Annotated in this window: 24 protein-coding genes and 1 tRNA gene; 10 read left to right on the top strand and 15 right to left on the bottom strand. The window is 39.1% G+C overall.

Annotated elements, in window-relative coordinates; all coding sequences use genetic code 11:
- Positions 1–4 precede the first annotated feature (4 nt).
- On the bottom strand, positions 5–1,540 hold the full coding sequence (locus EHQ24_RS02650) for a TolC family protein (RefSeq protein WP_244310276.1): 1,536 nt from the start codon (positions 1,538–1,540) through the stop codon (positions 5–7).
- 120 nt (positions 1,541–1,660) lie between these two features.
- Between EHQ24_RS02650 and EHQ24_RS02645 the strand changes: the two genes are divergently transcribed.
- Genes EHQ24_RS02645 through EHQ24_RS02630 form a run of 4 tightly spaced genes read left to right on the top strand, consistent with a single transcriptional unit; the run spans position 1,661 to position 4,787 of the window.
- Positions 1,661–2,392, top strand: coding sequence for a FecR domain-containing protein (locus EHQ24_RS02645; protein ID WP_208725692.1), 732 nt, complete (start codon positions 1,661–1,663; stop codon positions 2,390–2,392).
- A 2-nt stretch (positions 2,393–2,394) separates the two neighbouring features.
- Positions 2,395–3,315, top strand: coding sequence for a DUF4384 domain-containing protein (locus tag EHQ24_RS02640; protein WP_135600147.1), 921 nt, complete (start codon positions 2,395–2,397; stop codon positions 3,313–3,315).
- 41 nt (positions 3,316–3,356) lie between these two features.
- Positions 3,357–3,560 carry a hypothetical protein gene (locus EHQ24_RS02635; RefSeq protein ID WP_135600146.1) on the top strand — a complete coding sequence of 68 codons (204 nt, stop codon included), beginning with the start codon at positions 3,357–3,359 and terminating at the stop codon, positions 3,558–3,560.
- 3 nt (positions 3,561–3,563) lie between these two features.
- Positions 3,564–4,787 (top strand): LIC_12337 family protein, encoded by a 1,224-nt coding sequence (locus EHQ24_RS02630; protein WP_135600145.1) that lies wholly within the window; start codon positions 3,564–3,566, stop codon positions 4,785–4,787.
- An 18-nt stretch (positions 4,788–4,805) separates the two neighbouring features.
- On the opposite strand, the gene EHQ24_RS02625 is transcribed toward EHQ24_RS02630, so the two are convergent.
- Positions 4,806–5,969, bottom strand: a complete 1,164-nt coding sequence (locus tag EHQ24_RS02625) for a phosphoesterase (protein ID WP_135600144.1) — start codon at positions 5,967–5,969, stop codon at positions 4,806–4,808.
- 95 nt (positions 5,970–6,064) lie between these two features.
- Between EHQ24_RS02625 and EHQ24_RS02620 the strand changes: the two genes are divergently transcribed.
- Positions 6,065–7,561 carry an ArnT family glycosyltransferase gene (locus EHQ24_RS02620; protein ID WP_135600143.1) on the top strand — a complete coding sequence of 499 codons (1,497 nt, stop codon included), beginning with the start codon at positions 6,065–6,067 and terminating at the stop codon, positions 7,559–7,561.
- On the opposite strand, the gene EHQ24_RS02615 is transcribed toward EHQ24_RS02620, so the two are convergent.
- The gene (locus EHQ24_RS02615) at positions 7,558–7,962 is read right to left on the bottom strand and encodes a thiol-disulfide oxidoreductase DCC family protein (RefSeq protein WP_135600142.1); all 405 of its coding nucleotides are present in this window, start codon (positions 7,960–7,962) and stop codon (positions 7,558–7,560) included. The two genes, EHQ24_RS02620 and EHQ24_RS02615, sit on opposite strands and share 4 nt — an antisense overlap.
- A gap of 67 nt (positions 7,963–8,029) precedes the next feature.
- Between EHQ24_RS02615 and EHQ24_RS02610 the strand changes: the two genes are divergently transcribed.
- On the top strand, positions 8,030–9,976 hold the full coding sequence (locus EHQ24_RS02610; protein WP_135600141.1) for a M3 family metallopeptidase: 1,947 nt from the start codon (positions 8,030–8,032) through the stop codon (positions 9,974–9,976).
- Here EHQ24_RS02610 and EHQ24_RS02605 read toward each other — a convergent pair.
- Positions 9,956–10,516 carry an SCO family protein gene (locus tag EHQ24_RS02605; protein WP_135600140.1) on the bottom strand — a complete coding sequence of 187 codons (561 nt, stop codon included), beginning with the start codon at positions 10,514–10,516 and terminating at the stop codon, positions 9,956–9,958. The genes EHQ24_RS02610 and EHQ24_RS02605 overlap by 21 nt on opposite strands.
- Positions 10,513–10,950 (bottom strand): copper chaperone PCu(A)C, encoded by a 438-nt coding sequence (locus EHQ24_RS02600; RefSeq protein ID WP_244310275.1) that lies wholly within the window; start codon positions 10,948–10,950, stop codon positions 10,513–10,515. Before EHQ24_RS02600 ends, EHQ24_RS02605 begins: the two co-directional genes overlap by 4 nt.
- Positions 10,951–10,960: 10 nt before the next feature.
- On the opposite strand from EHQ24_RS02600, the gene EHQ24_RS02595 reads away from it, so the two are divergent.
- Positions 10,961–11,986 carry an alpha/beta hydrolase gene (locus tag EHQ24_RS02595; protein WP_135600138.1) on the top strand — a complete coding sequence of 342 codons (1,026 nt, stop codon included), beginning with the start codon at positions 10,961–10,963 and terminating at the stop codon, positions 11,984–11,986.
- Here the strand turns inward: EHQ24_RS02595 and EHQ24_RS02590 are convergent.
- A complete protein-coding gene (locus tag EHQ24_RS02590) occupies positions 11,966–13,867 on the bottom strand; it encodes a hybrid sensor histidine kinase/response regulator (protein WP_135600137.1) in 1,902 nt (633 codons plus the stop codon). The two genes, EHQ24_RS02595 and EHQ24_RS02590, sit on opposite strands and share 21 nt — an antisense overlap.
- Before the next feature lie 23 nt (positions 13,868–13,890).
- Between EHQ24_RS02590 and EHQ24_RS02585 the strand changes: the two genes are divergently transcribed.
- The 3 genes from EHQ24_RS02585 to rktP all read left to right on the top strand — a co-directional run bounded on the left by EHQ24_RS02585 (position 13,891) and on the right by rktP (position 16,040).
- Complete coding sequence (locus tag EHQ24_RS02585; protein WP_135600136.1) at positions 13,891–14,160, top strand: Sec-independent protein translocase subunit TatA/TatB; 270 nt, start codon at positions 13,891–13,893, stop codon at positions 14,158–14,160.
- A gap of 72 nt (positions 14,161–14,232) precedes the next feature.
- Positions 14,233–14,949: a twin-arginine translocase subunit TatC gene (gene tatC / locus EHQ24_RS02580; protein WP_135600135.1), complete on the top strand. Its 717-nt coding sequence runs from the start codon at positions 14,233–14,235 to the stop codon at positions 14,947–14,949.
- Positions 14,946–16,040: an Arg-Lys translocation region protein phosphatase RktP gene (gene rktP, locus EHQ24_RS02575; protein WP_135600134.1), complete on the top strand. Its 1,095-nt coding sequence runs from the start codon at positions 14,946–14,948 to the stop codon at positions 16,038–16,040. Before tatC ends, rktP begins: the two co-directional genes overlap by 4 nt.
- On the opposite strand, the gene bla is transcribed toward rktP, so the two are convergent.
- From bla to EHQ24_RS02530, 9 genes are all read right to left on the bottom strand, one after another.
- The gene (bla, locus tag EHQ24_RS02570; RefSeq protein WP_135600133.1) at positions 16,017–16,859 is read right to left on the bottom strand and encodes a subclass B1 metallo-beta-lactamase; all 843 of its coding nucleotides are present in this window, start codon (positions 16,857–16,859) and stop codon (positions 16,017–16,019) included. The two genes, rktP and bla, sit on opposite strands and share 24 nt — an antisense overlap.
- Positions 16,860–16,972: 113 nt before the next feature.
- Positions 16,973–18,253, bottom strand: coding sequence for an ATP-dependent Clp protease ATP-binding subunit ClpX (gene clpX, locus EHQ24_RS02565; RefSeq protein ID WP_135600132.1), 1,281 nt, complete (start codon positions 18,251–18,253; stop codon positions 16,973–16,975).
- Between the two features lie 15 nt (positions 18,254–18,268).
- Positions 18,269–18,871: an ATP-dependent Clp protease proteolytic subunit gene (locus EHQ24_RS02560; RefSeq protein ID WP_135600131.1), complete on the bottom strand. Its 603-nt coding sequence runs from the start codon at positions 18,869–18,871 to the stop codon at positions 18,269–18,271.
- 3 nt (positions 18,872–18,874) lie between these two features.
- Complete coding sequence (gene tig / locus EHQ24_RS02555) at positions 18,875–20,221, bottom strand: trigger factor (RefSeq protein ID WP_135600130.1); 1,347 nt, start codon at positions 20,219–20,221, stop codon at positions 18,875–18,877.
- A gap of 62 nt (positions 20,222–20,283) precedes the next feature.
- A tRNA-Gly gene (locus EHQ24_RS02550) sits at positions 20,284–20,355 on the bottom strand.
- Between the two features lie 146 nt (positions 20,356–20,501).
- The gene (locus EHQ24_RS02545) at positions 20,502–21,197 is read right to left on the bottom strand and encodes a TenA family protein (RefSeq protein WP_135600129.1); all 696 of its coding nucleotides are present in this window, start codon (positions 21,195–21,197) and stop codon (positions 20,502–20,504) included.
- Positions 21,198–21,214: 17 nt separating this feature from the next.
- Positions 21,215–21,874, bottom strand: a complete 660-nt coding sequence (locus tag EHQ24_RS02540) for an arylesterase (protein WP_135600239.1) — start codon at positions 21,872–21,874, stop codon at positions 21,215–21,217.
- Between the two features lie 47 nt (positions 21,875–21,921).
- Complete coding sequence (locus EHQ24_RS02535) at positions 21,922–23,115, bottom strand: hypothetical protein (RefSeq protein WP_208725689.1); 1,194 nt, start codon at positions 23,113–23,115, stop codon at positions 21,922–21,924.
- Between the two features lie 19 nt (positions 23,116–23,134).
- Positions 23,135–23,839, bottom strand: coding sequence for an OmpA family protein (locus tag EHQ24_RS02530; protein ID WP_135600128.1), 705 nt, complete (start codon positions 23,837–23,839; stop codon positions 23,135–23,137).
- Between the last annotated feature and the right edge of the window lie 3 nt (positions 23,840–23,842).

Here is a 23,842-nt window from a genome sequence, read left to right as displayed (position 1 = left end):
ACGGTCACTCCATTAGAAATGGGTATTGTTTTCCCAGTTTTGGTTCCTTTATTTTGGATTTTTCCTGAGATGGTTTTTCTTTCCAAACTTTTAAAATTTCACTCAGATCACTGGAAATTAATTTGGACTCTACGCGGTAATAACGATTATTGAAAGGATCTTCACCAAGTAATAATACCAAGTCTAAGGCAGTAGCGATGTATTGGAAATAATGGTCGAGAAGTGTTTCCATTCCCACAAACACCTCTTCTTCCGATTTTAAATATTCTAATTCAGAGATAAGCCCTTCTCTTCGCTCGCCCCTTTTCACACGATGATGAAACAGATTGGATTTCGTGTTTTCTAAGTACAAAATGTACTTACGATATAATTCAACGAGTTTGATCTCTGCTGATTGGATTTGGCTTATCAAATGAATTTCCGATTGTTTCCATTCTGTTTTCGCCTGTAAAACAGACATCTTCGTATCAAAAACTTTTTTGTTTCGACCGATATCATCAAATAATCCAATCGATCCGCTTTGGAATGCATTTTCACCAGGGCCTACGGGTTGTGGGCCGTATCCAGGAATTCTTTGGATTCCATTTCCTTCCGATTGGATTCCGTTTTGAGTATTTGATTGGAAACTTGTTCCCCCTAAGTTGGCTTGTACACCAAGGCTCAGTCCATAAATTTCGTTTTGTAACGGGAACCCATTGTTCCCATTTTTTCCCACATAACCACCGAGTATTAGTTTTGGTTTCCAATCATTGTCTAGACTTTCCTGATCTAACTCGGCAAGTTCCATCTGTAGTCGTGATTTTTTCCTTAAAGGATGATTCTCATTGGGAACGGATGGGACAACCGCTGGATCAAACAAACGAATGCGTTCCATCAGTCCTTCTTCTAAAAATAAATCCATTCCTGGTTCCAAAGACATAGATTGTCTTAGTTCTAAATAGGCGAGTTTCCGAGATGATTCCGAATGAATTTTTTTAGATTGGAATTCGACTTCCCAAACTTTTAAAAATCCAAGTTCTGCCTGGGGAGAAAGTCCTAGTTCTGATTCTTGTTTTCTTTTTTTTGTTTCTTCGTTGTATCTTTCAGAACGCAGTTGATAAACAAAATCAACTAACTGACGTTTATTAAAGTTCAGATAAGACAAAGATATGGATTTAAAAATCTTTTCCCTTAGAAGTTTTTTTTCCTCCGCATGAATTAGTTTTCGTAATTCGAGTTTTTGTTTTTCTCTTTCGGTTTCTCCTCCGTCATAAAGTAGTTGTTGGATCTGCAATCGAACATCCCGATATTCTTGGTCAATCTGCTCCTGATTCTTCGAAAAGATTCCAAAATAATGAACACCAAGTTTGGGAAGGTATTGTTTCCACTTATCTCTTGTCAAAATGGGAAAAATTTCTGAACGAACCTGTTCTAACCCCAAACTCCCACTTCGTTCCATCCCAATCCAAACACAGTCCTCCCATAATAATTTTCCCTCAGCTTGCACCTTTGTGTAAGGGTAACTGAGTAAAAAACAAAGGATCCAAAGTTTATGCCACATATCAATAGATAGGTGATAGATCTTTAGTTTGGTTCCAAATCACCTAGTTGTAGGGGATTTTTTAAAATTTTTTTTTAGATTTTGGCTTGTAAGAGTGGAGAGTTATATTATAAAAGTGGCATGATTCGATTTCTTGTGTCCATTTTGTTTCTTTTTATAACCACAACCCTCGCCGCCGATGAAGTAGGGATCATAAGTTTCATCCAAGGCACAAATTATTTAACAGGGCCACGGTTTAAAAAGGCAAAGGAACCCGTAAAGTTAGGTAGTATCCTAAAGAAGGGAGATACAATCACTACAGAAAACGGAACTTGTGAAATCCAATTGGCCACACAAGCTACGGTGCGCCTGGCGAAATTCTCATCCGTCCAAATCGAAGACCTACTCAATCCTAAATCAAAATCCACTACTTTAAAACTCGTTGGTGGTAAACTTTTCGTGAAAGCGCACAAACCAGCGGCAGGAGTTCCTAGCCAAAACCAACTGAGTGTGGTCAATCCTAGTTTTGTTGCGGGAGTTCGCGGCACCGAATTTTTAGCAGCAGCTCCCGATGTTGGGGGAACAGACGAAGACCTAAACCAAGTAGAAACAGGTGTTTATGTCAACGAAGGGACAGTCGCTGTAAGCCCAGATAAAAAGGGAAAACAAACCCTTGTAGCAGAAAATGAAGAAGTTGTGGTATCGGGAAAAGAATTAAAAAAACAAATTTTAGATGAATTTGTGAAAGATAAAATGCGTATTTTCGAAGAGTTCAAAGCCATCAAAGAAGAAAACTACCAACGAATCAAAGAACAATACGAAAAGAACGACCAGCTCATGAACGATTACAAAGGCCAAGGAAAGGTAGACTGATCATGAAATATTTCTTAAGTCTCTCTGCGATCATTTCCCTTTCCCTCTTTTCCTCAGATCGGATTGGAAAGGTTCCCGTTTATAAAATAGCTGTAGAAGCAATTTCTATGAACGAAGAAAGTTTGGCTCTCCGTGATTTCATTAAAGGAGAAATCCAATCCACTTCCCGGGGAACGGTAACGCTCCCTTTAAAAAGTTTAGGAAACAATGGTTGGGAATTTGACAAAGAAGGAAATCCTTCTCCCAAAACACAAATTCGATTGGGAAACTTAAACGACGTAGATAAACTTTTACTTGTTTCTACAGAAGATGGACAAGCAGTCATTTCCTTCGTGGATGTCCTCCACCAAAAATTGGAATACCGAAACTCACTTCCTGATAGCCTTTCCAAAACTTTGGTTTCTGATTTCCTTGGGTTCTTAGACAAAAAAAATATTTACTTAGCACTTTCGGAAACTGGTACTGGATCCAATTCTCCACTGAAAATCAATTCATTGAAGCCCACTTATATAGCTGGTGAACCCATTCGCTTTGAGATTGAGTCTGCGGAAGACAACTATGTTTACGTAGTACTTGTTCCAGAAAACCAAAAGGGAGAACCCGTTTTACTTTTCCCAAACCAAATCCAAAACGACAACTTTGTTCGTAAAGGAGACAAGGTCATCATTCCTGACAAACGGATCTCCTTCAAAGCCGCATCCACGCCTTCCAAAGATAGGATTAGAGCCTTTGCTTCTCGCGAAGAATGGAAAGAATTCCAACTGCGTGGGAAAAAAGAAGATTCGTTTTATCGACTCCTCCCTCCTGCTGTTACCGGAACCAAGGCATCACATCGCTCTATGATGGTTGTTGCAAGTTCCCTCACCGCACCCATCGAACAAAGTCCAGTGATGGAGTGGGAATACCAAATCCTCTCTCGTTAATTTCTTGCAAAAACCCCCTCATACCTTTTGTTATTTAAGGTATGAGAACTTTTATCCTTAAATCCTTTGCCTTTGTAAGTCTCAGTACCCTTCTTGCTTGTTCGCTCTTTGAAAAAGATGATAACAAAAAAGAGGATATGCTCACTGCGCTTTTACTTTCTGTCTGGGCTTACAACCAAGCAGCAGGATGTTCGGGGCCTAAGTCTGGATTCACCATTTGTATTCCCAAAGGGATCGCAGAGTAATCCATGAGAAAACTCGTATACTGTTTGTTATTCTTGGTAGTGAGTGTCCAAGTCACAGATTTTAACAAACTCGCGCGCCTGGATCGAGACAAACTCTTAGGTAAACTATTTGGGGAAGCCATCCATTTAGGAATTGGATCGGATAAACTTTGGTCTGCCACAAGTGCCGACAACTGGGGATTTGTGCGTCAGTCGGCTACATGGGCCCGTGGAAATTCGGGGATCATTGACTCTCTCATTTTAGCATTAAAAAATGCAGGTTATTTTAATAATACAGATACTGCCCGTGTGGATGTTCTCTCCAATGTAAACTTAAGTGGGATTGGGTCTTCTACTCTCACAATCAAAATCAACACTCCATCCACAAACATTAGTTCTACCGCATATACGGGAACAAAATCGTTTAAACATTTTATGGAGATCAAAAAAACGGGTGCCTCAGTTCCCTCCTTACAATTGTTTTTTGATGATCCGAACACCACTCTCGGAAATAATGGAGCCCTTGTTTATTACAAACTGGTTGATTTTGGAAATCCTTCCTTTGCCAATGTGGGAAATGTCATCACTGAAAGTTATACCGGTAACGATTCCATCTATGGAACCAAATTCCAAACGTATACATGGAGGAACGGCCCTGAAAATGCTTCTTGGATCAGTAAACATGGCCGAGTGGTTTTAACAGAAGTAGATTCAGGAAAACAACTTTGTTTTCGTTCCGTGGTTCGTTTGTCCTTTACCAAACTGAAAGAGGTAAACCCTGGTGGAACCACAGGTTTAGATTCTTTGAAATCAGCCTGTAACACAGCCCAAGGAACTGGATCCAGTGACCAAATTTATTATGTTTTGGCTTATATGCAAAAGTTTGATTTACCTTTCCAAACAACTGCCAAAGCAACATTCACTATGAGTACGGCAAGACCGGAAACCATTTGTAACTTACCTACCTCTTCTTTTGCAGGTGCCAAGTTGTCTTATGGAATTTTTAATATCAATGGGTATGTGACAGACCAACTAACAGCTACGGAAGTTCCTGCGGACTATCCAAGCCCTACAGTCGGTGGGTCAGATTTTATGTCTGTGGATGAGGCTTTCAATCGAACTTACGCGGCCTTTGGTGCGAGTATTTCTGGACAAACCTTACTTGGCACTGTCAAACAATACGAAACCACATCCAAAACCTTTTTAGATGCCTTTGATGGTTCTGACCAAAACCTAACCTTTAAATAAGGTTAGGTTCTCTCGTAGTTAGTTTTTTTCAGATGATTGATTTCTGTAAATGGCGTTGGAAAGAATCGATCCAGTCAAGGCAACCATCTCCAATCGCACATAAGAATCTTTTTCTTGGAACTCGTAAGTGGCTTTGTTTGTATCTGGGTTTACTTGTAAAACTTCACCCATCTGCCCTATAAACCGAATCTCTAAGTATCTTTCTTTAGAATCCAATTCAATCAAATTGTTTTTTGTGACTTGGATCTTCGGAACTTTTGGATCCTCAGCACCTTGGAAGAATTTTTTAACGCAAAAAAATGAACCGGAATATAAGGAATCCAAGACGTAACTTTGGTCTGTTTTTCCTTCTGCAGTCACTATATATCTGAGAAAACTTTCCCCTTTTCGCCCTCTTTGGTTTCCCAAAGTTTGAATGATGTCCTTCCAAGTAGGTTGGTCAAAATTTTTGATGGAGTTTTCTGGAAAATAATGTAAGTCATCACTCGCCATACAATGGACATTTCGTCCTTGGCTAAGGAGTTTATCTAAAACTTTGGTATCATCACCAAATGGAGAGTATACTTCGACAGCTTGAAATCCACCGATAGAAGACATTTCTTCTTTGGAAAACGAATCAAAAAGTTTTGGATGTGGAATGATCACATAACCACCTAACTTTTTCATTCGATCCATGACCCAATTTAAATTTTCGCGAGATGCATACACTGGAAAATAATCATAAAAAGACTTTTTAATTCCAATCGCAAGGAGATGGCGTTTTTTTATATTTTGTCCCCATTCAAATCCTCGAATGTAATTAGGGTTTTCTGTTTCCGAAACTTGTCCGTAGTCTGTGATGGCTACGTTAGAAAAACCTTCCTTTTTATATTCCGATTGGATTTCGGATATGGTATGCCTTTCTGGAGTGAACCAAACCTCATTGGAATGGGCATGTAAGGATATCTTTTCTTGTCCATCTCCCATCCAATTTTGGTAAGGATTGGTAAGTTTTGTTCCTTGGAACGGAGAAGAAGGTAAATCGATAGACTTTCGCAGGAGTAAAACAACTGATAGCTGGTAAATAGTAAGAATACCCAGTAAGGATACAAATACAAACAAATATCGATACTTCCACAAGGAAGGTCGAAGAACCATTTGTTTGTCAGTGTCGACAAAAACACCAGGAACATTCAAAAGCATGGTTAAACCTTATAGATCTTTTTTTCCAATTTGATTCCAGAATTGTTACAAAATGGATACAAAACAGGAGATTCAATTCTGCTTTGACAAATGAGATGAGATTTTCTGTCTTTGAGACTGTGAAATTTTTATCCGTCCATCGCACCTTTCTAATCCTAGTCTCTGTTCTCGTTTTGTTTTTATTTTATGGGAATTCTTCTCCACTGGTAGACCAAGACGAAGCGGCTTATGCTGGATTTTCCCGTTCGATGATGGAATCGGGAGATTATCTGAGTATGGATTTTCCTTACTCCACTCCCCATAGAAAACCACCTCTCCATTTTTGGATCACTTCTTTTTTATTTCAAAGTATTGGTGTTTCCGAGTGGGTACTTCGACTTTTCCCAGCTTTATGTATTTTAGGAACAAGTTTACTCACATACCATCTGACAAATGTTATGTATGGCTCAAGAACAGCCCTTTATGCGTTCAGTATCTTAAGTTTTTCATTATATTTCCCATTGAATGGAAAAATTGCCCTTGTCGATTCCCTACTAGTTTTTTTTGGAATGAGTGGATTTGTATCTCTTTACCATTGGATCAAATTTAACAAAAAACGTTTTGTATTTTTATTTTGGCTTTCTGTAAGTTTGGGAGTCCTTGTTAAAGGCCCACCCGTTCTAATCTTTCTTGGCGGCACCTGCGTATTACTTCTTAGCATAAACCAAATCAGATCACAAATTTGGAAACTGAATCCGTTTTTATGGTTACCGGTCGCATTACTCCCACTTTTTTATTGGGGTTATCTTTCTTGGCAAAAAGACAAGGGAGAACTCATACGCTGGATGTTAGACTGGTATATCTTTCGTAGGGCAACTGACCCAGTTTTTGGACAATCGGGGCCACCAGGCACCTATCTCATGTTATTTGTAGTGGCTCTGTTTCCATGGACAAGGATTTATCTTTCCTTTCTTTACGAAAATGGATGGAAACTAATTGCCTTACTCAAAACTAGCGGAATAAGAATCTTCAATCACCTTTTCCCGTGGAATTGGAAAAAAGAAAATTATACATTCACTTCAAAACGTTTTTTGTTACTCGGACTTATTTTTTCTTGGATCTTCTACGAAGGATTAGCAAGTAAACTTCCCTCTTATCCACTTGCGGCGTATCCCATTCTTTCGATCCTTCTCGGAGACCAACTAGCAAGAAAACACAATCAAATTTATATGTATCGAATTTACTTAACAGTCGCTATGTTTATGTTCATCATCATCTCTTTTGTGGTACTTCCAAAGTTTTCCGAATTGAGGCAAGACACTATAAATCTAGCCAAAACCATACAGAATAATGTTCCCAAAAATACAACCTTACATTCCTTTGGTGCACATGGAATTCCAAGTTTTGCTTTTTATTATCATAGACCAATCCAGGAAATCACTTGGGAAGGACTTTCGAAAGCAGAGGGATACATTTTGGTTTCCGAATCTGACTTTCAAGTTTGGAAAGGAATGGGTCTTGGTTGGGAAGCTGCGAGTGATCCGTTATCTGTTTATGCCTATGACAGAAATAAAAAACTAAATCTTAGGCTTGTAAAGGCAAAGAACCCTTAATCTAAAAATCGTCTCTTAAGGTTTGGTGTGGGCATCATACAAACGTCCGCTTTTCCAAACCAGGCATATCGATGTTTGGCGATCCAGCGATACATAAAATTTCGTATAAAACGAGGAACCAGAACCAATCCAAATAATAAAAACCAAGGGAACTTTAACTCACGAACCAATTGCAAAATGGCCTCAGATTCCAAATACAAATTACCTTCTTTCCAATAGAGAATGCTATCTGGAAGTTTGGAAACCATTTCTTTGGGGATGAGAGAACGAAAAACTTCAGAACCAATGGCCGAAAAATATAAATTTTCTTTTTGGTTCCTTTTCAATAGAAACTGAACCGATCCCATACACAAATGGCAAACCCCATCAAAGAAAACAATTTTACTTTTTTCCGGTGGCATCCTTTCCCTCTACCACCAAACTGGCGGAGAACCAATTGAAATCGAGTCTAAATCATTAGAGGCCATTATGTTTCCTGAATTTCATTCTGAAAATCTTCCTAAAAAAGAATCTGCCATTTTAGAAAAAATGGAGTCGAACAAAGATTTTATCAAAACTCTATTACAAATAGAAAACCCAAGTTTTCAAAGCTTTGTCAAACCCTACCAAAGAATCCAAACAGAACTGGGAGACCTTGTCACAGAAATTTCTCACTTAAATTCAGTAAAAAATAACGAAGAGAGTCAAACTATCTATAGCCGACTTTTACCAATCCTTAGTGAGTATTATACCGACCTTGGGCAAAATGAAGAGATATTTTCAGCTTTGTTAAAAATTCAAAACTCAGAAAAAAATCTAAACCACGAATCATCCAAAGTTTTGGAAAACGAAATCCGTGATTTCCGTTTGTCCGGAGTGGGACTGGATCATCAAACAAAAGAAGCACTCAAACAACTTCGCATTCGTTTATCAGACCTCTCCAACCAATTTTCACAAAATGTTTTAAATGCTACCAATGCCTTTGCCCTTTACCTTTCCGAAGAAGAAGTAAAAGGTCTACCTGAAAGTGAAAAAATTTCAGCCAAACAAGAAGATGGGACTTATAAATTCACATTACATTTCCCATCTTACATCGCTTATATGACTTATGGCGAAAATAGAGAAATCAGAAAAAAACTCTATGATGGTTATTGTACGAGAGCACCCGAAAATGGGAAACTGATGGAAGAAATTTTAGAACTCCGTGATAAAGAAGCAAAACTTCTTGGTTTTCCCACGTTTGCCCATTTGAGTTTGGTCACAAAAGTGGCCGATAGTCCCGACCAAGTCATTGAATTTTTAGACCATCTTGCGGTGAAAGCAAAACCTATCGCCTTACAAGAACTAAATGAAATCAAAAATTTTGCAAAAAAATTAGGTCAGACAGATCTTGAACCTTGGGATCTTACCTTCTATTCAGAAAAATTAAAAAAAGAATCCTTTTCTTATGATGAAGAAATTTATCGCCCTTATTTAGAAAAAGAAACTGTGATCCAAGGAACGTTTGTATTTCTTGAAAAACTTTTAGGAGTTCATTTCAAACAAGTTAACACACCTGTTTGGGAGCCGTCTGTTCTTTGTTATGATTTAGTGGTAGAGGGAGAAACCAGATCACGATTGTATTTGGATTTAGAAATGCGATCCGATAAAAAAGGTGGGGCTTGGATGCACAATTGGAAACCACATTTCCAAGATGAAACAGGGAAAACGGAACTTCCTGTCGCCTTCGTTGTTGCCAGTTTCCCAAAAGCCACAAACACACAACCTTCACTTCTTAGACCAAGTGATGTTGTGACACTCTTTCATGAACTAGGCCATGCACTCCACCATCTTCTTTCTCGTGTGAATGAAGCGTTTGTGAGTGGTGTGAATGGTGTGGAATGGGATGCCGTCGAATTCCCTTCTCAGTTTTTAGAAAACTTTGCTTACGAACCAAAAGTTCTAGAACTCTTTGCCAAACACTACGAAACGAAGGAGCCAATCCCCAATTCTTATATTGAAACTATGGTCAAAGCCAAAAACTTTATGTCAGCCATGGGAGTGGTTAGGCAATTAGAATTTGCAAAATTTGATATGTTGATCCACAAGGAAAAACCAAACGAAGTTAGAGTTCAGGAAATTTTGGATCAAGTGAGAAAAGAAATATCTGTTTTTACTCCGCCAAACTATAACAAATTTCAAAACTCCTTCACCCATATTTTTGCAGGTGGTTATGCCGCAGGATATTATTCTTATAAATGGGCCGAGTTACTTTCAGCGAACGCCTATTATTCGTTTGTGGATCGTGGGGTATTTGACTTAGACCATGCGGCACATTTTAGAAAAACAGTTTTAGAAAAAGGTGGATCTGGAAATGCCATGGATCTTTTCAGAGATTTTTATGGAAAAGATCCTGATATTGAGGCTTTGTTAAGGCTAAATGGAATTGCCGCTTAACAACTGTATCGATTTCGTGATCACTTCTTTTGAATCGGTGGACTTGATGAGTTTTCGTGTTTTCCGATTTTTATCTAAAACATAAATATAAGTGGAGTGGTCAAAACTTTGGCCATCTTCCGCTTTTTGTACGTAGGCTGCGTATTGTTTTAAAATTTGATTGGTTGTTCCCTCCGAAAAAGAAAGACCAATGGATTGTGGTAAATAAAACCTAACATACTTAGTGGTTGTTTCTGGAGAATCTCGAACTGGATCCACTGAAATAAAAATCACTTTAAATTTTGATTTTTCTTCATCGGAAAGAGGTTCTATGGCTGATTTGATTTTAGCAAGAGTGTTGGGACAAAAGTCAGGGCAATAAGTATAACCAAAAAATACAAGTAAGACTGGTTCCTGCATTGACTTTAGAGAAATCGAATTTCCCGCTTTGTCTACGGCTTCGATATTCCCACCAATGGGAAGTTCAACGAACTCAACACCAGAACCACATCCCAATAAAAAGGATAACACAATTACATTTAAAAATAATTTTTGAATCATAAGGATCTTTTCTCCACAACCACAGTTCGTTTTTCACCGTTAGAAAAATGAATTTCTAATTTTAAGTTTTCCGACTGTTTTAATTTATCGTATAACATCAAATGTTTGCCAGACCTCTTTAGCAAAATGGTTTGGGAAGTTTGTAAGGGAATTGGATATTCTACCTTACGCATACGTGCAATTTGTGTGGTTTCATCAATTGAAGTTTCGTGAAACTCGACAAGTTTATAATCCTGGCTTTCAATCTTTTGAATTTCTACAAAACTGGTAAAAGGATTCCTGATTTCTCCATAGACTGCGGCAGATTTTGCTACTTCCGGAGGAGGTGTCATCCAAAGTTGGATCACCTCCGACTGTTTGTGACAGAAAACTAACAAATTGACTTGAATTAGAAACAGAATTCCTGCATTTGTTATATTTATCTTTCGTAACAAGAGAACCTCGATGAGAATAATAATCAAATGGGTGATTGCCATCACTCTCATTCTATCTTCATTCCTAGTATCCACTTACAACTGGTCTACCGGTGAATACAATTATGATTCCTCTCGTAAATTCGAAAATTTCGATGCCTTTTATCAAAACGAACTGAGTATCAGTGCCAAAGAAAATACAAGACCCAATAACGAAGAATTACTTGTGCGAGTTTCTGAAGAAAAAACTCCCATCGTAATTGTTTACATCCATGGATTTGGTGCAAGCCGTGGCGAAGGAGAAGAAGTCACAAACAAACTTACCGAATACTTTGGCGCCAATACTTATTACTTACGATTGCCGGGACATGGAACCAATCCAGAAGATCACCTAAATACAGGATTTCAAAACTACCTACAAGATGCAGAAGATAGTTTGATTTATGCCAGAGAACTTGGTGAAAAGACCGTGGTGATTGGAACCAGTATGGGTGGAAACATTGCATCCTACTTAGCTGCAAAACATCCAGATCTGGTGGACGCACTTATCCTTGCTTCTCCATTTTACGATTTTGATGACCCGAGTGCTCATATCTTCCGTTTCCATTGGGGAAATTCATTCATCAATGCAATCAAAGGAGAAATGAGGATTTCTAAAACCGATCCTAAAGATGAATCCTCAAAATATTGGTATTTTGATCAGTATTACGGAGCCATCAAAAATATTTTGGATCTAAAACGATTTGTTGATAAATCAAATCCTTATCCGAATATTGTGGCTCCCACCTTACTCATGTACTACTATAAATCAGAAAGGGAACACGATTTTGTGGCTTCTGTCGCGGCAATGTTAAAGGTTTATGATTTGATACAATCCGGACAAAACCCAAGTCCTAAAAACAAACTTTTAAAAATTGAAAATGGTGCTCATGTATTACTTTCGAAGTATGTAAAAACTGACAAAGAACTAATTGAAAAAGAAATCATTCAGTTTATCAAAGATAGTACGGGAGCTGAAGAAGTTTCCAAATCAAAATCAAAGAAACCCAAACGATAACAAAATCGTTTCATAAAGTTCATCGATGGATATTGGTTTGGAACGAACCAGTATCCCTTCCTTATCCAACTCCTCAGAATCTAACCCATCCATATTTCCTGTATACAAAACCGCAGAAAGATTAGGATTGATTTTTTTGATTTTACGAATGAGGTTTAATCCATTCATTTCTCTCATCCGATAATCAGATAAAATAAAATCAGGGACTTTGGTTTTTAATGTATCCAAAGCAATGGAGGCACTGCGAAACACCTTCGGGATTACATTTTTTTGTGATAACACAAAACTAATCGCTTCACTTGCCGCTTCATCATCTTCCACGACCCAAATTTCTTTTTTTGAAATTTCATACCAAACATCTTTAGGTTCATTTCCCGAATGAGGTTTCGTTGTTCCCGTCGTTCCCTGTCCTTCTTCCAAAGGTAGGAAAATATTGATAAAAACGGTCATTGGTTCTGGTTTTTCGATAAAAAACTCACCTCCCCAATTCTTCACATAACGATTGATTAGGTGCATACCCGCCCATTGGAATTCTTCATCACCGAAGTTTACAAAGTCCAATGTATTCAGTCCGGAAAGACTGGGTAAGGAAAGGCCGGTAAACTCCATGGATACCAAAAACTTAAATTCGTCTGCCGAGGAGGTTTTGATTCGAACCATCCCACGTTTGCGGTCATCCCAAACAAGAAGTCCACCAGAAGTTAATTCACAAAGGATTTTGGAAAACCTAACAGCATCCAATTTGGTAAACAATGGAGATTTAGAAAAATCAAATTGAGCTTCCACATTTTTGGGTAATCCTGCATTCACGAGTGGAATGGCAGATTCGATTACGGATGAAATTTCTACCTTGGCAGCAGAGTTTTCATCTTTTACCTTAGAATATTTGATGATTCTATGGATCATAGAACGAGCATTATCTGCACCCATTCGTATCTTACCCAAATATTCTAAAATCAGATTTTTACTAAACTCTCCTGACTGGATCTGCTCTTCGCCTAACTGAGAGAATACGTGGATTGGTTGTAGGTAATTGTTTAAGTCGTGAGCAATATTAGTAGCCAAACTTCCAATGGTTTCCATTTTCTGCGAATGTAACTGATACGATTCTAATTGTTTTTTCTCAGTGACATCATCCAAAAATACATAATAAAAATCTGGTTTTCCCTGTGAGTTACGAAAGGCACTGATCCTTCGATACACATTGATCCGTCTTCCGTCCTTTCTTGTTAACCTTGACTCTTCGGCCCCTTCTTTAAAAAAACCGAAGTATTCCATTTCCTCTTCCGAGATTGGTTCCCCTTTAATTCGTTTGATATTGAGATCTGTTAAGTTTTGAAAACTATATCCAGTGATCTCAGTAAACCTGGGATTCACTCGAAAGTATCCACCTTCCCAGTCTTGTAATGCCATCCCGACAGATGCATTTTCAAAAAGTCCGAGAAAAAATTGGATTTGTTCTACAATGTTGATTTCGTTTGTTTTTTCGTTGGTGACATCACGAACAAAAACAATTTGTAAATCTGAATTTATATTTGGGATGTTTACTTTTTTCTTTTCGAATTGAAACCAACGAACAAGCACTTCATTCGGCATCAGAAATCGGTAATCACCAGTGATGGTATCCCTATCAGAATGTTTGTTTGGAGAAAGAAACTGTTCTTGAAAATTGACTTTGTCTTCTTCGGCAACCCAAGTCAAAAGTTCGGACTCCAAACACTCTTCTGTGGTTTTATGACATCCCAAATTGTTTTTAAAAAAATCGTTCGAAAATAAAATTTGGCCGGTTTTTGGATCTGTTAAATACACACCACCGGAAAATAGATTGGGCAAGACCTTAAAGAATTCTATCATTCCGCTTGCTTCTAGATTCGTTTGCATAACTCTTGCCTTAAGAGGGAAATATGCCATCCAATCCGTTTTCTTTTCAAGCACCTATTGCTTTTTTTAATTTGGGACCTTGGGAGATTGCACTCATCGTCTTCTTAGCGTTACTTTTTTTTGGCGGAAAACGCCTCCCAAGCCTTGCCAAAGATTTAGGTTCTGGAATTAAAGAATTTCGTAAGTCCTTAACAGGACAGGAAGACGAACCGACCCAAACCAGTTTCCCACAAGAAGAACCAAAGTCTGCTTCTTCAAGCGCTTCCAAATCTGGAAAAAAGAAAAAAGCATAATACGAAACCTTGGCCGGGAAAAAAAGAACCGCACTTCCATTACCGGAGGATTCTGAAACCAGGGAAAAATACATGTCCCTGGGGGATCATTTAGAAGAACTCCGCCAAAGACTGATTTATTCCATTTTAGTAGTGTCTGTTTTTATGACCGGCACCTTGTATTTTGGAAGTGAGATCCATTCCTTTCTCATCCAACCCTACAAATCAGTCCTAGGCCCCGATGCACATTTTTTTCAGATCCAGCTTATGGCTCCGTTTCTGATTTATCTCAAAACATCGTTTATCTTATCGGTCCTTGTTTCGTTACCATTTTTACTCTACATCCTTTGGGGATTCATTGCTCCTGCGGTGGACACAAGAACAGAAAAATGGGGAAAATTCATCATCTTATTTTCCACCTTACTTTTTTGGTCAGGACTTGCTCTTTGTTGGTTTACTGTTTTTGAAAACTTCCTTCGGGTTTTCCTTGTGATACTCAGACCCGACGGAGTCGATCCGTATTTACCGATTGACGAATATTATGATTTGTTTTTTAATTTGCACCTAGTGTTTGGTGCCTCATTTCAATTGCCCATTGTCCTCATCCTACTTGGTAGAATTGGAATCCTTTCTTCCCGGTTTTTAATTTCCAGATGGAGGGAGGCAGTTCTCATCATCGCTGTAGTTTCAGCCGTTTTATCTCCAGGCCCCGATGTATTTTCTATGTTGATGTTACTTGTTCCTCTTAGTTTTCTATTCTTTCTTTCTGCCATCATCATGAAAGTATTGGAAACAACAGATCGCAAATGAGTTTTCGAGTCAAACTTCCTGTACTACTAGGTGTCATAAGTTTTCTTTTTTTCTTTATCCATTTTTTACTAGCTGAATTTACATTCACCCATTGGCAAAATCCGAAGGGTGAAAATGCACTTAACTTTAATTTAGTTGGGATTTATTCTTCTTTCGTATTCGCACTGTTAATTGGATTTTTATCTTATTATTTTTTAGGATTTTTATACCAATACATTCTTCATGTCATTGCCCATATCCAAGACAATGAACTTCCCAAAGACATTCGGAATCTAAATCCAGAATCAGAAGAATACAAAATCTATAAATCGGTTCGATTTACCCTCCTCCAGGGAGACGAAAGTCTGGGAGAGGAACAATTCGAAAACAAATTTGATTGGAAAACCAACCAAGCCGCATCTGTGAACAAACAAATCCCAGACATCCATATTCCTAAAATTCCTGGGTTCGATGTTTCCGTATTTCCATCTGTTATGCGTTATGCGGGAGCAGATTACATTCGTATTGTCAGAGCCAAAGATGGAATTTTTGGAATCCTTGCAGGCCATATGGAACCCGGGATACTAGAATCTTCCGAAAAAGTATTCATCCATGGAACCATTTCCTCTTTTGGAGATGGACTTTTTACAACAGAAGAAATTTTAGAAAAATTAGAATCAGCTCTCCACCAATTTACTTTTTTAAAATTAAAAATCTCTGCCTTTGGAATCCAAAACAAAGAAGATAAAATGTCTTTTTTACATTATATGGACATGCCTATCTTTCAATTTTCTGATCATGGAATCCAAGTGATTGAAGGGAGTGGAGATGATCATTGGTATCCCAACCACAAACACCCTCTTTCTATGGCCGATGGAATCGAAATTGGAGATTATTTAGTTTGGGCAAGTGACAGAACTCTGACGCAGTTTGGACTCACATCTTTTGAAATTATGGAAGAGTTTGTGGATTACCTTTTGGACTTAAGGCCAAGTTCGTCTAGACAGATGTTACTTGCCATTGCCAAAAAGATGAGTTCACTGGGAGCCGAGAGAAATCTGACGAACCCCATGGAAAAACTTTCTATTTTAGTGGTCAGGCGTAACAAGTAAACGAATCGTATGGCGAAGTAAATCCAACTTCCCCCAGTCCCCGTGCCCTGGAACCACCACTTCTGCGTCTGGATAACGTGACAACACTCGCTTCACAGAGTTAGGCCATTCATTTAAATCAGCCTCTTTTACATTCCCTAGGTCTTTTGCATCCAATGCCTTGATGAGACATCCTCCGAAGAGGATATGAGTTTCGGGAAGCCAAACCACAATATTGTCTGCCGAATGCCCATGGCCTGGGAAAAATACTTCCACCGATTGGTTTCCGGCACCAAGTCTTGTTTGGATGTCAAGGATCGGATTTGTTTTTCCAAACCCTCTTTCCTTGGCAAGTTTTGCTGTTAAAGAAGTGCTATAAACGGGGATGTTTCGTATTTGGAAAAGGGGAACTCCCGCCATACGGTCGTCATGCGCGTGAGTCACAACTAAAAATAAAATCTCTTTTTGAAACTTAGCCTTAACTCCAGAAAATAATTCTTCTGTTTGTGATTCCGTCCAAGGAGTGTCAACCACCACAGCCCCTTTGTTTGTTAGGATCACAAGTCCATTGGCAGAATACACTTGGCCACCAAATTCACCAAAACTGCGATGGATCCAAACAGTTTCTTTAATTTTAATCCACTCTAAATGTCTGGAAGACGTAAGAGTCAATGGAGAAGTTTGGTTAGTGGGAGCAGTGGGAGACTCCGTAACTTTTCCTATTTGGCAATGGGAAAAAGAAAATCCAACGACGAATGCAAAAATCAAAACTTGAAATCGAATTTTAGATGGTAGAGAGAAAAAATGGTCTAAGGTTTTTATTGGATCGGAAGTGGTCATAGGCATCATAGGTTACTCCTAAAAAAGAAAAACCTATCCATAAGATAGGTTTTTTATGATTTCTCTAGATCCAAAATTTAAGATTGAAAATCCAGAGTTTGTATTTTTTAACCCTAGGCGATTTTTTCGATATCACCTTTTAGGATAGTGATCGGCGCATCTTTTTTCAGAACTGTTTCATCTGTCACAACCACTTCCAAAACGTCCTTACGGGAAGGAATCTGGAACATGAGTTCCATCATAATCTCTTCTACGATGGCCCGAAGTCCGCGAGCTCCACTTTCACGTTTAATCGCCGTTTGGGCAATGGCTTCAATGGCAGCTTCTGTGAACTTGAGTTTTACATTCTCAATATCAAACATCTTTTGGTATTGTTTGAGAAGGGAATTTTTTGGTTCTGTAAAAATAGATTTCAAACTTTCGATTGTTAGTTCATCGAGAGTGGCAATGATTGGAAGTCGTCCAATAAATTCAGGAATGAGCCCAAATTTCATAAGGTCGTCAGGAATCACATGGTGAACCATCGATTCCCCTTCCTCAATTTTACGGCCTTTATCATTTACGATTTCATTGGAATGAAAACCAATTGATTTGACACCAACTCGTTGTTTGATGATGTCACTTAGACCCACAAACGCTCCCCCACAAATAAAGAGGATGTTTTTGGTTTCTACAGGAATGTATTCTTGGTGTGGGTGTTTACGCCCACCTTGTGGTGGAACATTGGCAACTGTCCCTTCAATGATTTTTAAGAGAGCTTGTTGTACACCTTCTCCACTCACGTCCCGCGTGATGGAGGCAGAATCCGACTTACGAGAAATTTTATCGATTTCGTCGATATAGATGATTCCCATCTCGGCACGTTTGACATCGTTGTCTGCATTTTGGATGAGTTTGAGGATGATGTTTTCGACGTCTTCTCCCACATAACCGGCTTCTGTCAGTGCCGTTGCATCTACGATGGCAAAAGGAACTTTTAAAATGCGAGCCAGAGTTTGTGCGAGGAGTGTTTTTCCAGATCCAGTAGGGCCAATGAGCATGATATTGGATTTTTCCAATTCCACATCACCCGCCTTACGTTCGTTATGGAAGATTCTTTTGTAGTGATTGTAAACAGCAACAGCCAAAGCTTTTTTTGCTTGTTCTTGTCCAATTACATACTGGTCTAATATTTTTTTGATTTCAGTTGGTTTTGGGATGTCACCGACAATGGCAGTTTTTTCACCACCTTGCGGCTCTTCTGCGATGATTTCATTACATAAGGAAATGCACTCATCACAGATATAAACACCAGGACCAGCGACAAGCCTTCTTACTTCGTCTTGGGCCTTTCCGCAGAAAGAACAATGTAATTTTTCTCTGGAATTACCCGTTTGGCTTGGACGTTTGGTCATGATGTAGCCCCTATTTTACGTTTGTAACATCTGTTTGCGTTCTAAGATCACGTTGTCGATGATGCCATACTCTTTGGCTTCCTCAGCACTCATAAAGAAATTTCTTTCGGTGTCTTTTCTGATTTGGTCGGCAGGTTTTCCTATGTGTTTACCATAAAGTTCGATCAATTTGTCCTTGGTCTTGATAATTTCTTTGGCGGAAATCTCAATATCGGAAGCCTGTCCACCGGCTCCACCGTAAGGTTGGTGTAACATAATCCGAGAATTCGGAAGTGCAGATCGTTTTCCTTTGGCCCCACCCGCAAGGAGTAGTGCCGCCATTGAGGAAGCCTGTCCAATACAAAGAGTTCTTACCTCAGGTTTAACAAGCTGCATTGTGTCATAAATGGCAAGACCAGAACTCACATAACCACCAGGGCTATTGATGTAGAGATAGATGTCTCGATCTGGATTTTCCGCTTCTAAAAACAAAAGTTGAGCAGAAACAGCATTTGCGTAGGTGTCATCAATACCAGCACCCAGAAATATAATACGATCCCTAAGCAGTCTGGAATACACATCACTAGTGATTATGCCACGACTTGTTTGTTCTGAAACGTTTGGAATAAATGTTGACATAGTTTACTCTTCTTTCCCGCTAAGAATTTTCTCAGCTTCTTCCGTTGAAATAGCCTTAGGCGACTTCTTTTCTACCTCAGCGTATACAAACTCGTCGATTTTATCAAACAGGAATTTGTCACGGTAGAAGGTTTCCGCCTTCTGTTTTTGGACTTCTTTTTTCAGAGTTTCGGCAGTAATTCCTTGCTGAGTTGCCTCTTTTTCGTATCCAGCCTCCACTTCTTCGTCAGAAATCTGGATTTTGTGTTCTTCCGCGATTTTCTGCTTCAAAATATAGGTTTGGATGCGTTTTTCAGCCGCTTTGGAGAAAGATTCACGAACTTCTTTTTCTTCCTTGTTCAATCGTTTTGCGTAGTCTGCAAGGGAAGAAACGGGAAGGCCAAATTCACGCATAAAGTTTTGGAATACGGTTTCTGTTTCTTCGTAAATCAAAGATTCAGGAATGATGAATTTGGATTCTTTGATGATTTCGTTATAAGCATCATCAGTGGCACGTTTTGTGAGTGCGTTCCCAAAAATTTCGTGTAACTGTTTTTTGGTTTTTTCCTTTAACTCTTGTAAGTTGACAGAACCATCCACTTCGGATGCAAAGTCATCATTGATTTCAGGATATGTGACTTTGTAAATTGCAGAAACGGTTACTGTGTAAACAATGGTTTTTCCAGCAGACTCTGGGGATTGTGGGTAAGAGTCAGGATAAGTGAAAGAAAACTCTTTGGTTTCGTTTAGTTTCATACCGAGGAGGTTCGTTTCAAAACCAGGAGGGTTTTGGGGCGCACCCATTTGGAATTTTCCAACTTGGCCTTGTTCTGGGTATTCTTTGTCAGTTTCTTTGAACTTATAATTGATTTCTAAAAGGTCAGCAGATTCTACAGGTTCACCCTCTTCTTTCAAAGAGTTACGAGCCATATTTTTTTGAATCCCTTCCAATTCTTTTTGGATGTCCGCATCAGAAATTTTAATTTCTTTCGGTTGGATTTTGATCTTCTTTAACTTTGGTAAGGTGACTTCTGGTTTGGTGTCGTAAGTTGCTTTGGCTTTGGCACCGGTATTTTTATCAAAAGTTTCCATTTGGAATTGTGGCAGGCGGATTGGTTTGTGTTCCAATTTATCAAATAGGTCTGCCATTGCTTGGTTCAGCATAATGTTGGCTGCATCATCCATAACCGAATCACCGAGAACCTTTTCGACCATATTCAGTGGTGCTTTTCCGGGACGAAAACCAGGGATTTTTACTTTTTCGGATGCATTTTTGTAAGCCTTAGAGTAGGCAGTGCGGACTTCTTCAGCGCTAAATTGAATGCTGAGGTCACAAGTTGCGTTGTTATTTTTTTTTGCCGTAAATTCCATCGTATTATATCCAGTGTAAATAAAGAGAGTGTAGTGGAAAGAAAAAGAAGCGTACCTTCATTAGCGGGAAACGGGACTTGAACCCGCGACCCTCTCCTTGGCAAGGAGATGCTCTACCGCTGAGCTATTCCCGCAGAAGGTTTGTGAAACCATCATTTGGAATCTAAGCAAATCGGCAAGGAAAAAAGATCAAAATCACATAGGAAAATGGGAGACCAAAGGGAAATCTCCAAATTCTGAACTGATACTAAAAAAGTCCCTTAAACCGACTAACCATAATTTAGCGAGAGGGCCAACTTTGCTCAGTCCAAGCCTGTTCCCAAAACATCCATTCGTAATTACAACTTTGTTGGAAGGCGGCCACTGCTCGTTTTTTAGAATCTTCATCGGCAAGGTCTGCATACTTTTGCAATCGAGCCAAAAGATTGGTCATATATTCATTAAACCCAGGATCGGAATACATGAGCAACCAAGAGGCATAGGGATGGTCTTCCGGGATCTTTCCTTTTTCTTTGAGTAGGTGTTGGCCAAGATCAATATAAAGCCAAGGACAAGGCGCAATGGCGGCAAATCCTTCCACTACCGACCCTTTGACAACGGAGGCAATCATATGGTTTTGGTAAGCTAAATTGTTAGGAGTTGGTTCTGTTTCGGCAATGGTTTTGGAATCATAACCAAGTGTTTTTCCATAACCCATGTGGAGTTGGCTTTCCACAACGAGAGCCATTTTTGCCGCATCGATCAGCCAAAGTTTATCTTCCGGATCTGTGACCCTTGTAGAAAGGATGGCACAAGCATCGGAAAAAGATTCCAAATATTTGGCATCTTGGATTTGGTAAAAACGAAAGATCTTTGGATCTAAAGATCCATCAGCAAGAGCAAGGACAAAGGGATGAGAAAAGGATGCACCAAATGAATTTTTTGCAGATACTTTGCATCTTTCAGCAAAACTAGGGATAGGAAAGGAAGCAGTCATTCTTTACTCCAAAAAGATTATTTTACAAGTAATGGTTTGAGGTAAGGGTACACTGTGTCCGCTACGAGTTTATGACCAGCTTCCGTTGGATGGATTCCATCCTTTTGGTTGAGTTTCCGGATGGATGCCACTTTTTCTAAAATAAAAGGAACAAGCGGTATATCTTCTTCTTTGGAAAGATCCGGATAAATCGAATTAAACTCTTCCGCGTATTTTTTTCCCATATTGGGTGTGGCATACATTCCCACTAACAATATCTTGGTGGTTGGGTATTGGGATTTGATTTGGCGGATCATCGAACGTAAATTTTCTTTTGTTAGTTTAGGACTAATCCCTCGCAACATATCATTTGCACCTAACTCGAGTACGAAGATGGATGGTTTTTCTGCCAAAACCCATTCCAAACGTCCAAGTCCACCGCTGGTTGTATCTCCAGAAACACCAGCATTTGTCATTTGGTAGGAATATCCTTCTGCAGAAATTTTTTTGGTAAGGACATGGGGCCAAGCATCTTCAAAATCTAGTAACCCATACCCTGCGGTGAGAGAATCTCCAAAATAGATGATCCGTTTGGTATCTTGGGAACTTTTTGACTCTACTTGGTTTTTGTCTGCCTGGTCGGACGAATTTCCACAAGCGATCATAAGGAAAAAACTGATAAAGATTAAATACGGCACAGACTTTAGATTGTTTTGCAAAAAAGAAAAATCAAACATTTTTAGAATCAGTAAATTTTATCTGCGTCGTAATAGAAAGAAACACCTGGCATGATGTAAAATTCAGTCACAGTATGTTTGATGGAGCTGGACATTTCTGAAAATCCAATATAAACACTCCGAGCCGAATAATCACTCCGAGGGACATTTCCAACCGTGTCTCCAAAATAACTTTCATAACTTCTTTTGACATCTTGGCGGATCATCCCAATGTCCAAACTAAATCGGCAATATTGAAAGGAAGTTTCGAGGTTGAAAATGGTTCCCTTATCTCTTACCTTTCCACCATAAGCTGGAACCACGCCATTGAATTGGGAACTTCCATCGGTAAATGATTCTTGGATGATTTGAGAACCTAACACAGAAAAGTTTCCTCTTCTATCTAATAATTCCAAACGAGCCCGAAGTTCCCACCAATCGCGAAGTTTAAATTTAGCAAAAATTCCAGGTAAAATTCCTTTCATCGAATATTCAGCGTTGGCATCTCCACCAATCGACCAAGTAGCTTTGTTAGGAATGGGAGCTTCCGGCCTACTTGTGGAATAGGAACCATACGAAATATTATTTCTTTCCGTATATCGATGGAAGTTGATAGAGGGGCCAATCATCAAAATTTTTGAAAAAGGATGGGTATAAGAAAAACGTAAATGTTGGCTCACACCTTCAAATCGGAGCAAACGATTTCCTTCGAAGGAGCTGGCCCAGTAAGTATCAGTCCTTGGAGAAATAAAGTTATTGGAAGCAGGCAGGTCACGGCTATACACACCAAGGGAAGTGTCTTCTGCAAATTGAACTTCAAATTTGTTTTTATAACCGTACCGAATGTCCCAAAATTGGGAATTGAGTCCTAGGTCTTTGGCTGGTTTGTAAGGTACCGCAAGTGGAGCACCAGGTTCTGTGATTTGACGAAACACAGAATTTTGAAACCAAGCAGGCCCTGTTTCATTTAAGATGGCAGGTGATAATTTTCCAACCCCCCATCCACCGCGTAACATCAACCTGTGTTCATACACTTGATTGAAGATATCCATCCGAGTTTTATTATCCTCGCGGTCTTCCAAAGGAACAGAGGTTTTGTTTTCTACCGCAGGTTCTTCTTGTTTGGTCTCAGGATTTGTAACATCTTTTTTTGTTTCTTCTGCCTTTAAAGGAAGGAAAAAACCAAAAAGGAAAAAGATGAGAAGGATAGGAACCAAATTCATAGAGATCGTATTTCGTATTCTAGTAAACAATGCGAACCGTCCCAACATAAATTTCTGTTCTACGGTTTTTCTTTTCCGCAAGCATAGTATCTACAATTTTATGAAGGTCAGCATAACCATCCACTTCCTTAAATCTTCCTTCCACAATATTGTGAACTAACTTTAACTCTCGTTTCACGGACTGCGAACGATCTTTACTGAGTTTGAGATTCATAGAAAAAGCGCCCACACTATCTGTGTGTCCACCAATCCGACAATTGGTTTCGGGATAAGCCTCCATGGCATCCCCTACTTTTGCGATGAGTTCTTTTGCTTTGGGTGTGAGGGTAGATTTACCAGATGGAAAAGCCACGTCCCCATCGATCACAATCAGAAGTTCTCGAAGCCTTTTTTCATCGTCTTCGATTCTTTTGAGTTCTACTCCTTTGCCCACAAGACTCCCTCCTACTTCTTCGAAAGGTGTCCCTGAATGTTCAAAATCGTTTCGTAATCCTTTGTATAATTTTTCTAAATAATCGGAAGTTCCGAGTTCATCCAAAGCACCTTCGGGCAAACTTCCCAAATGGTCATTGGTCTTCTCTTCTTTCACAGTCACACAACCACAAAACTTTTGAAAGGCCGCAGTTTCCGTCCATTCCGGTTTCGTAATAGAGTTACAATTAACTAAAGTTAACAGAAGGAAGGTGGGTAGGAATATAGTAGATGAAGATATTTTTTTACGCATAAA

It is taken from the genome of Leptospira noumeaensis (genome assembly GCF_004770765.1).
GTDB lineage: Bacteria > Spirochaetota > Leptospiria > Leptospirales > Leptospiraceae > Leptospira_A > Leptospira_A noumeaensis.
Note: the sequence above shows the minus strand (reverse complement) of the source record. Positions and strands in the feature narration are given on the sequence as shown.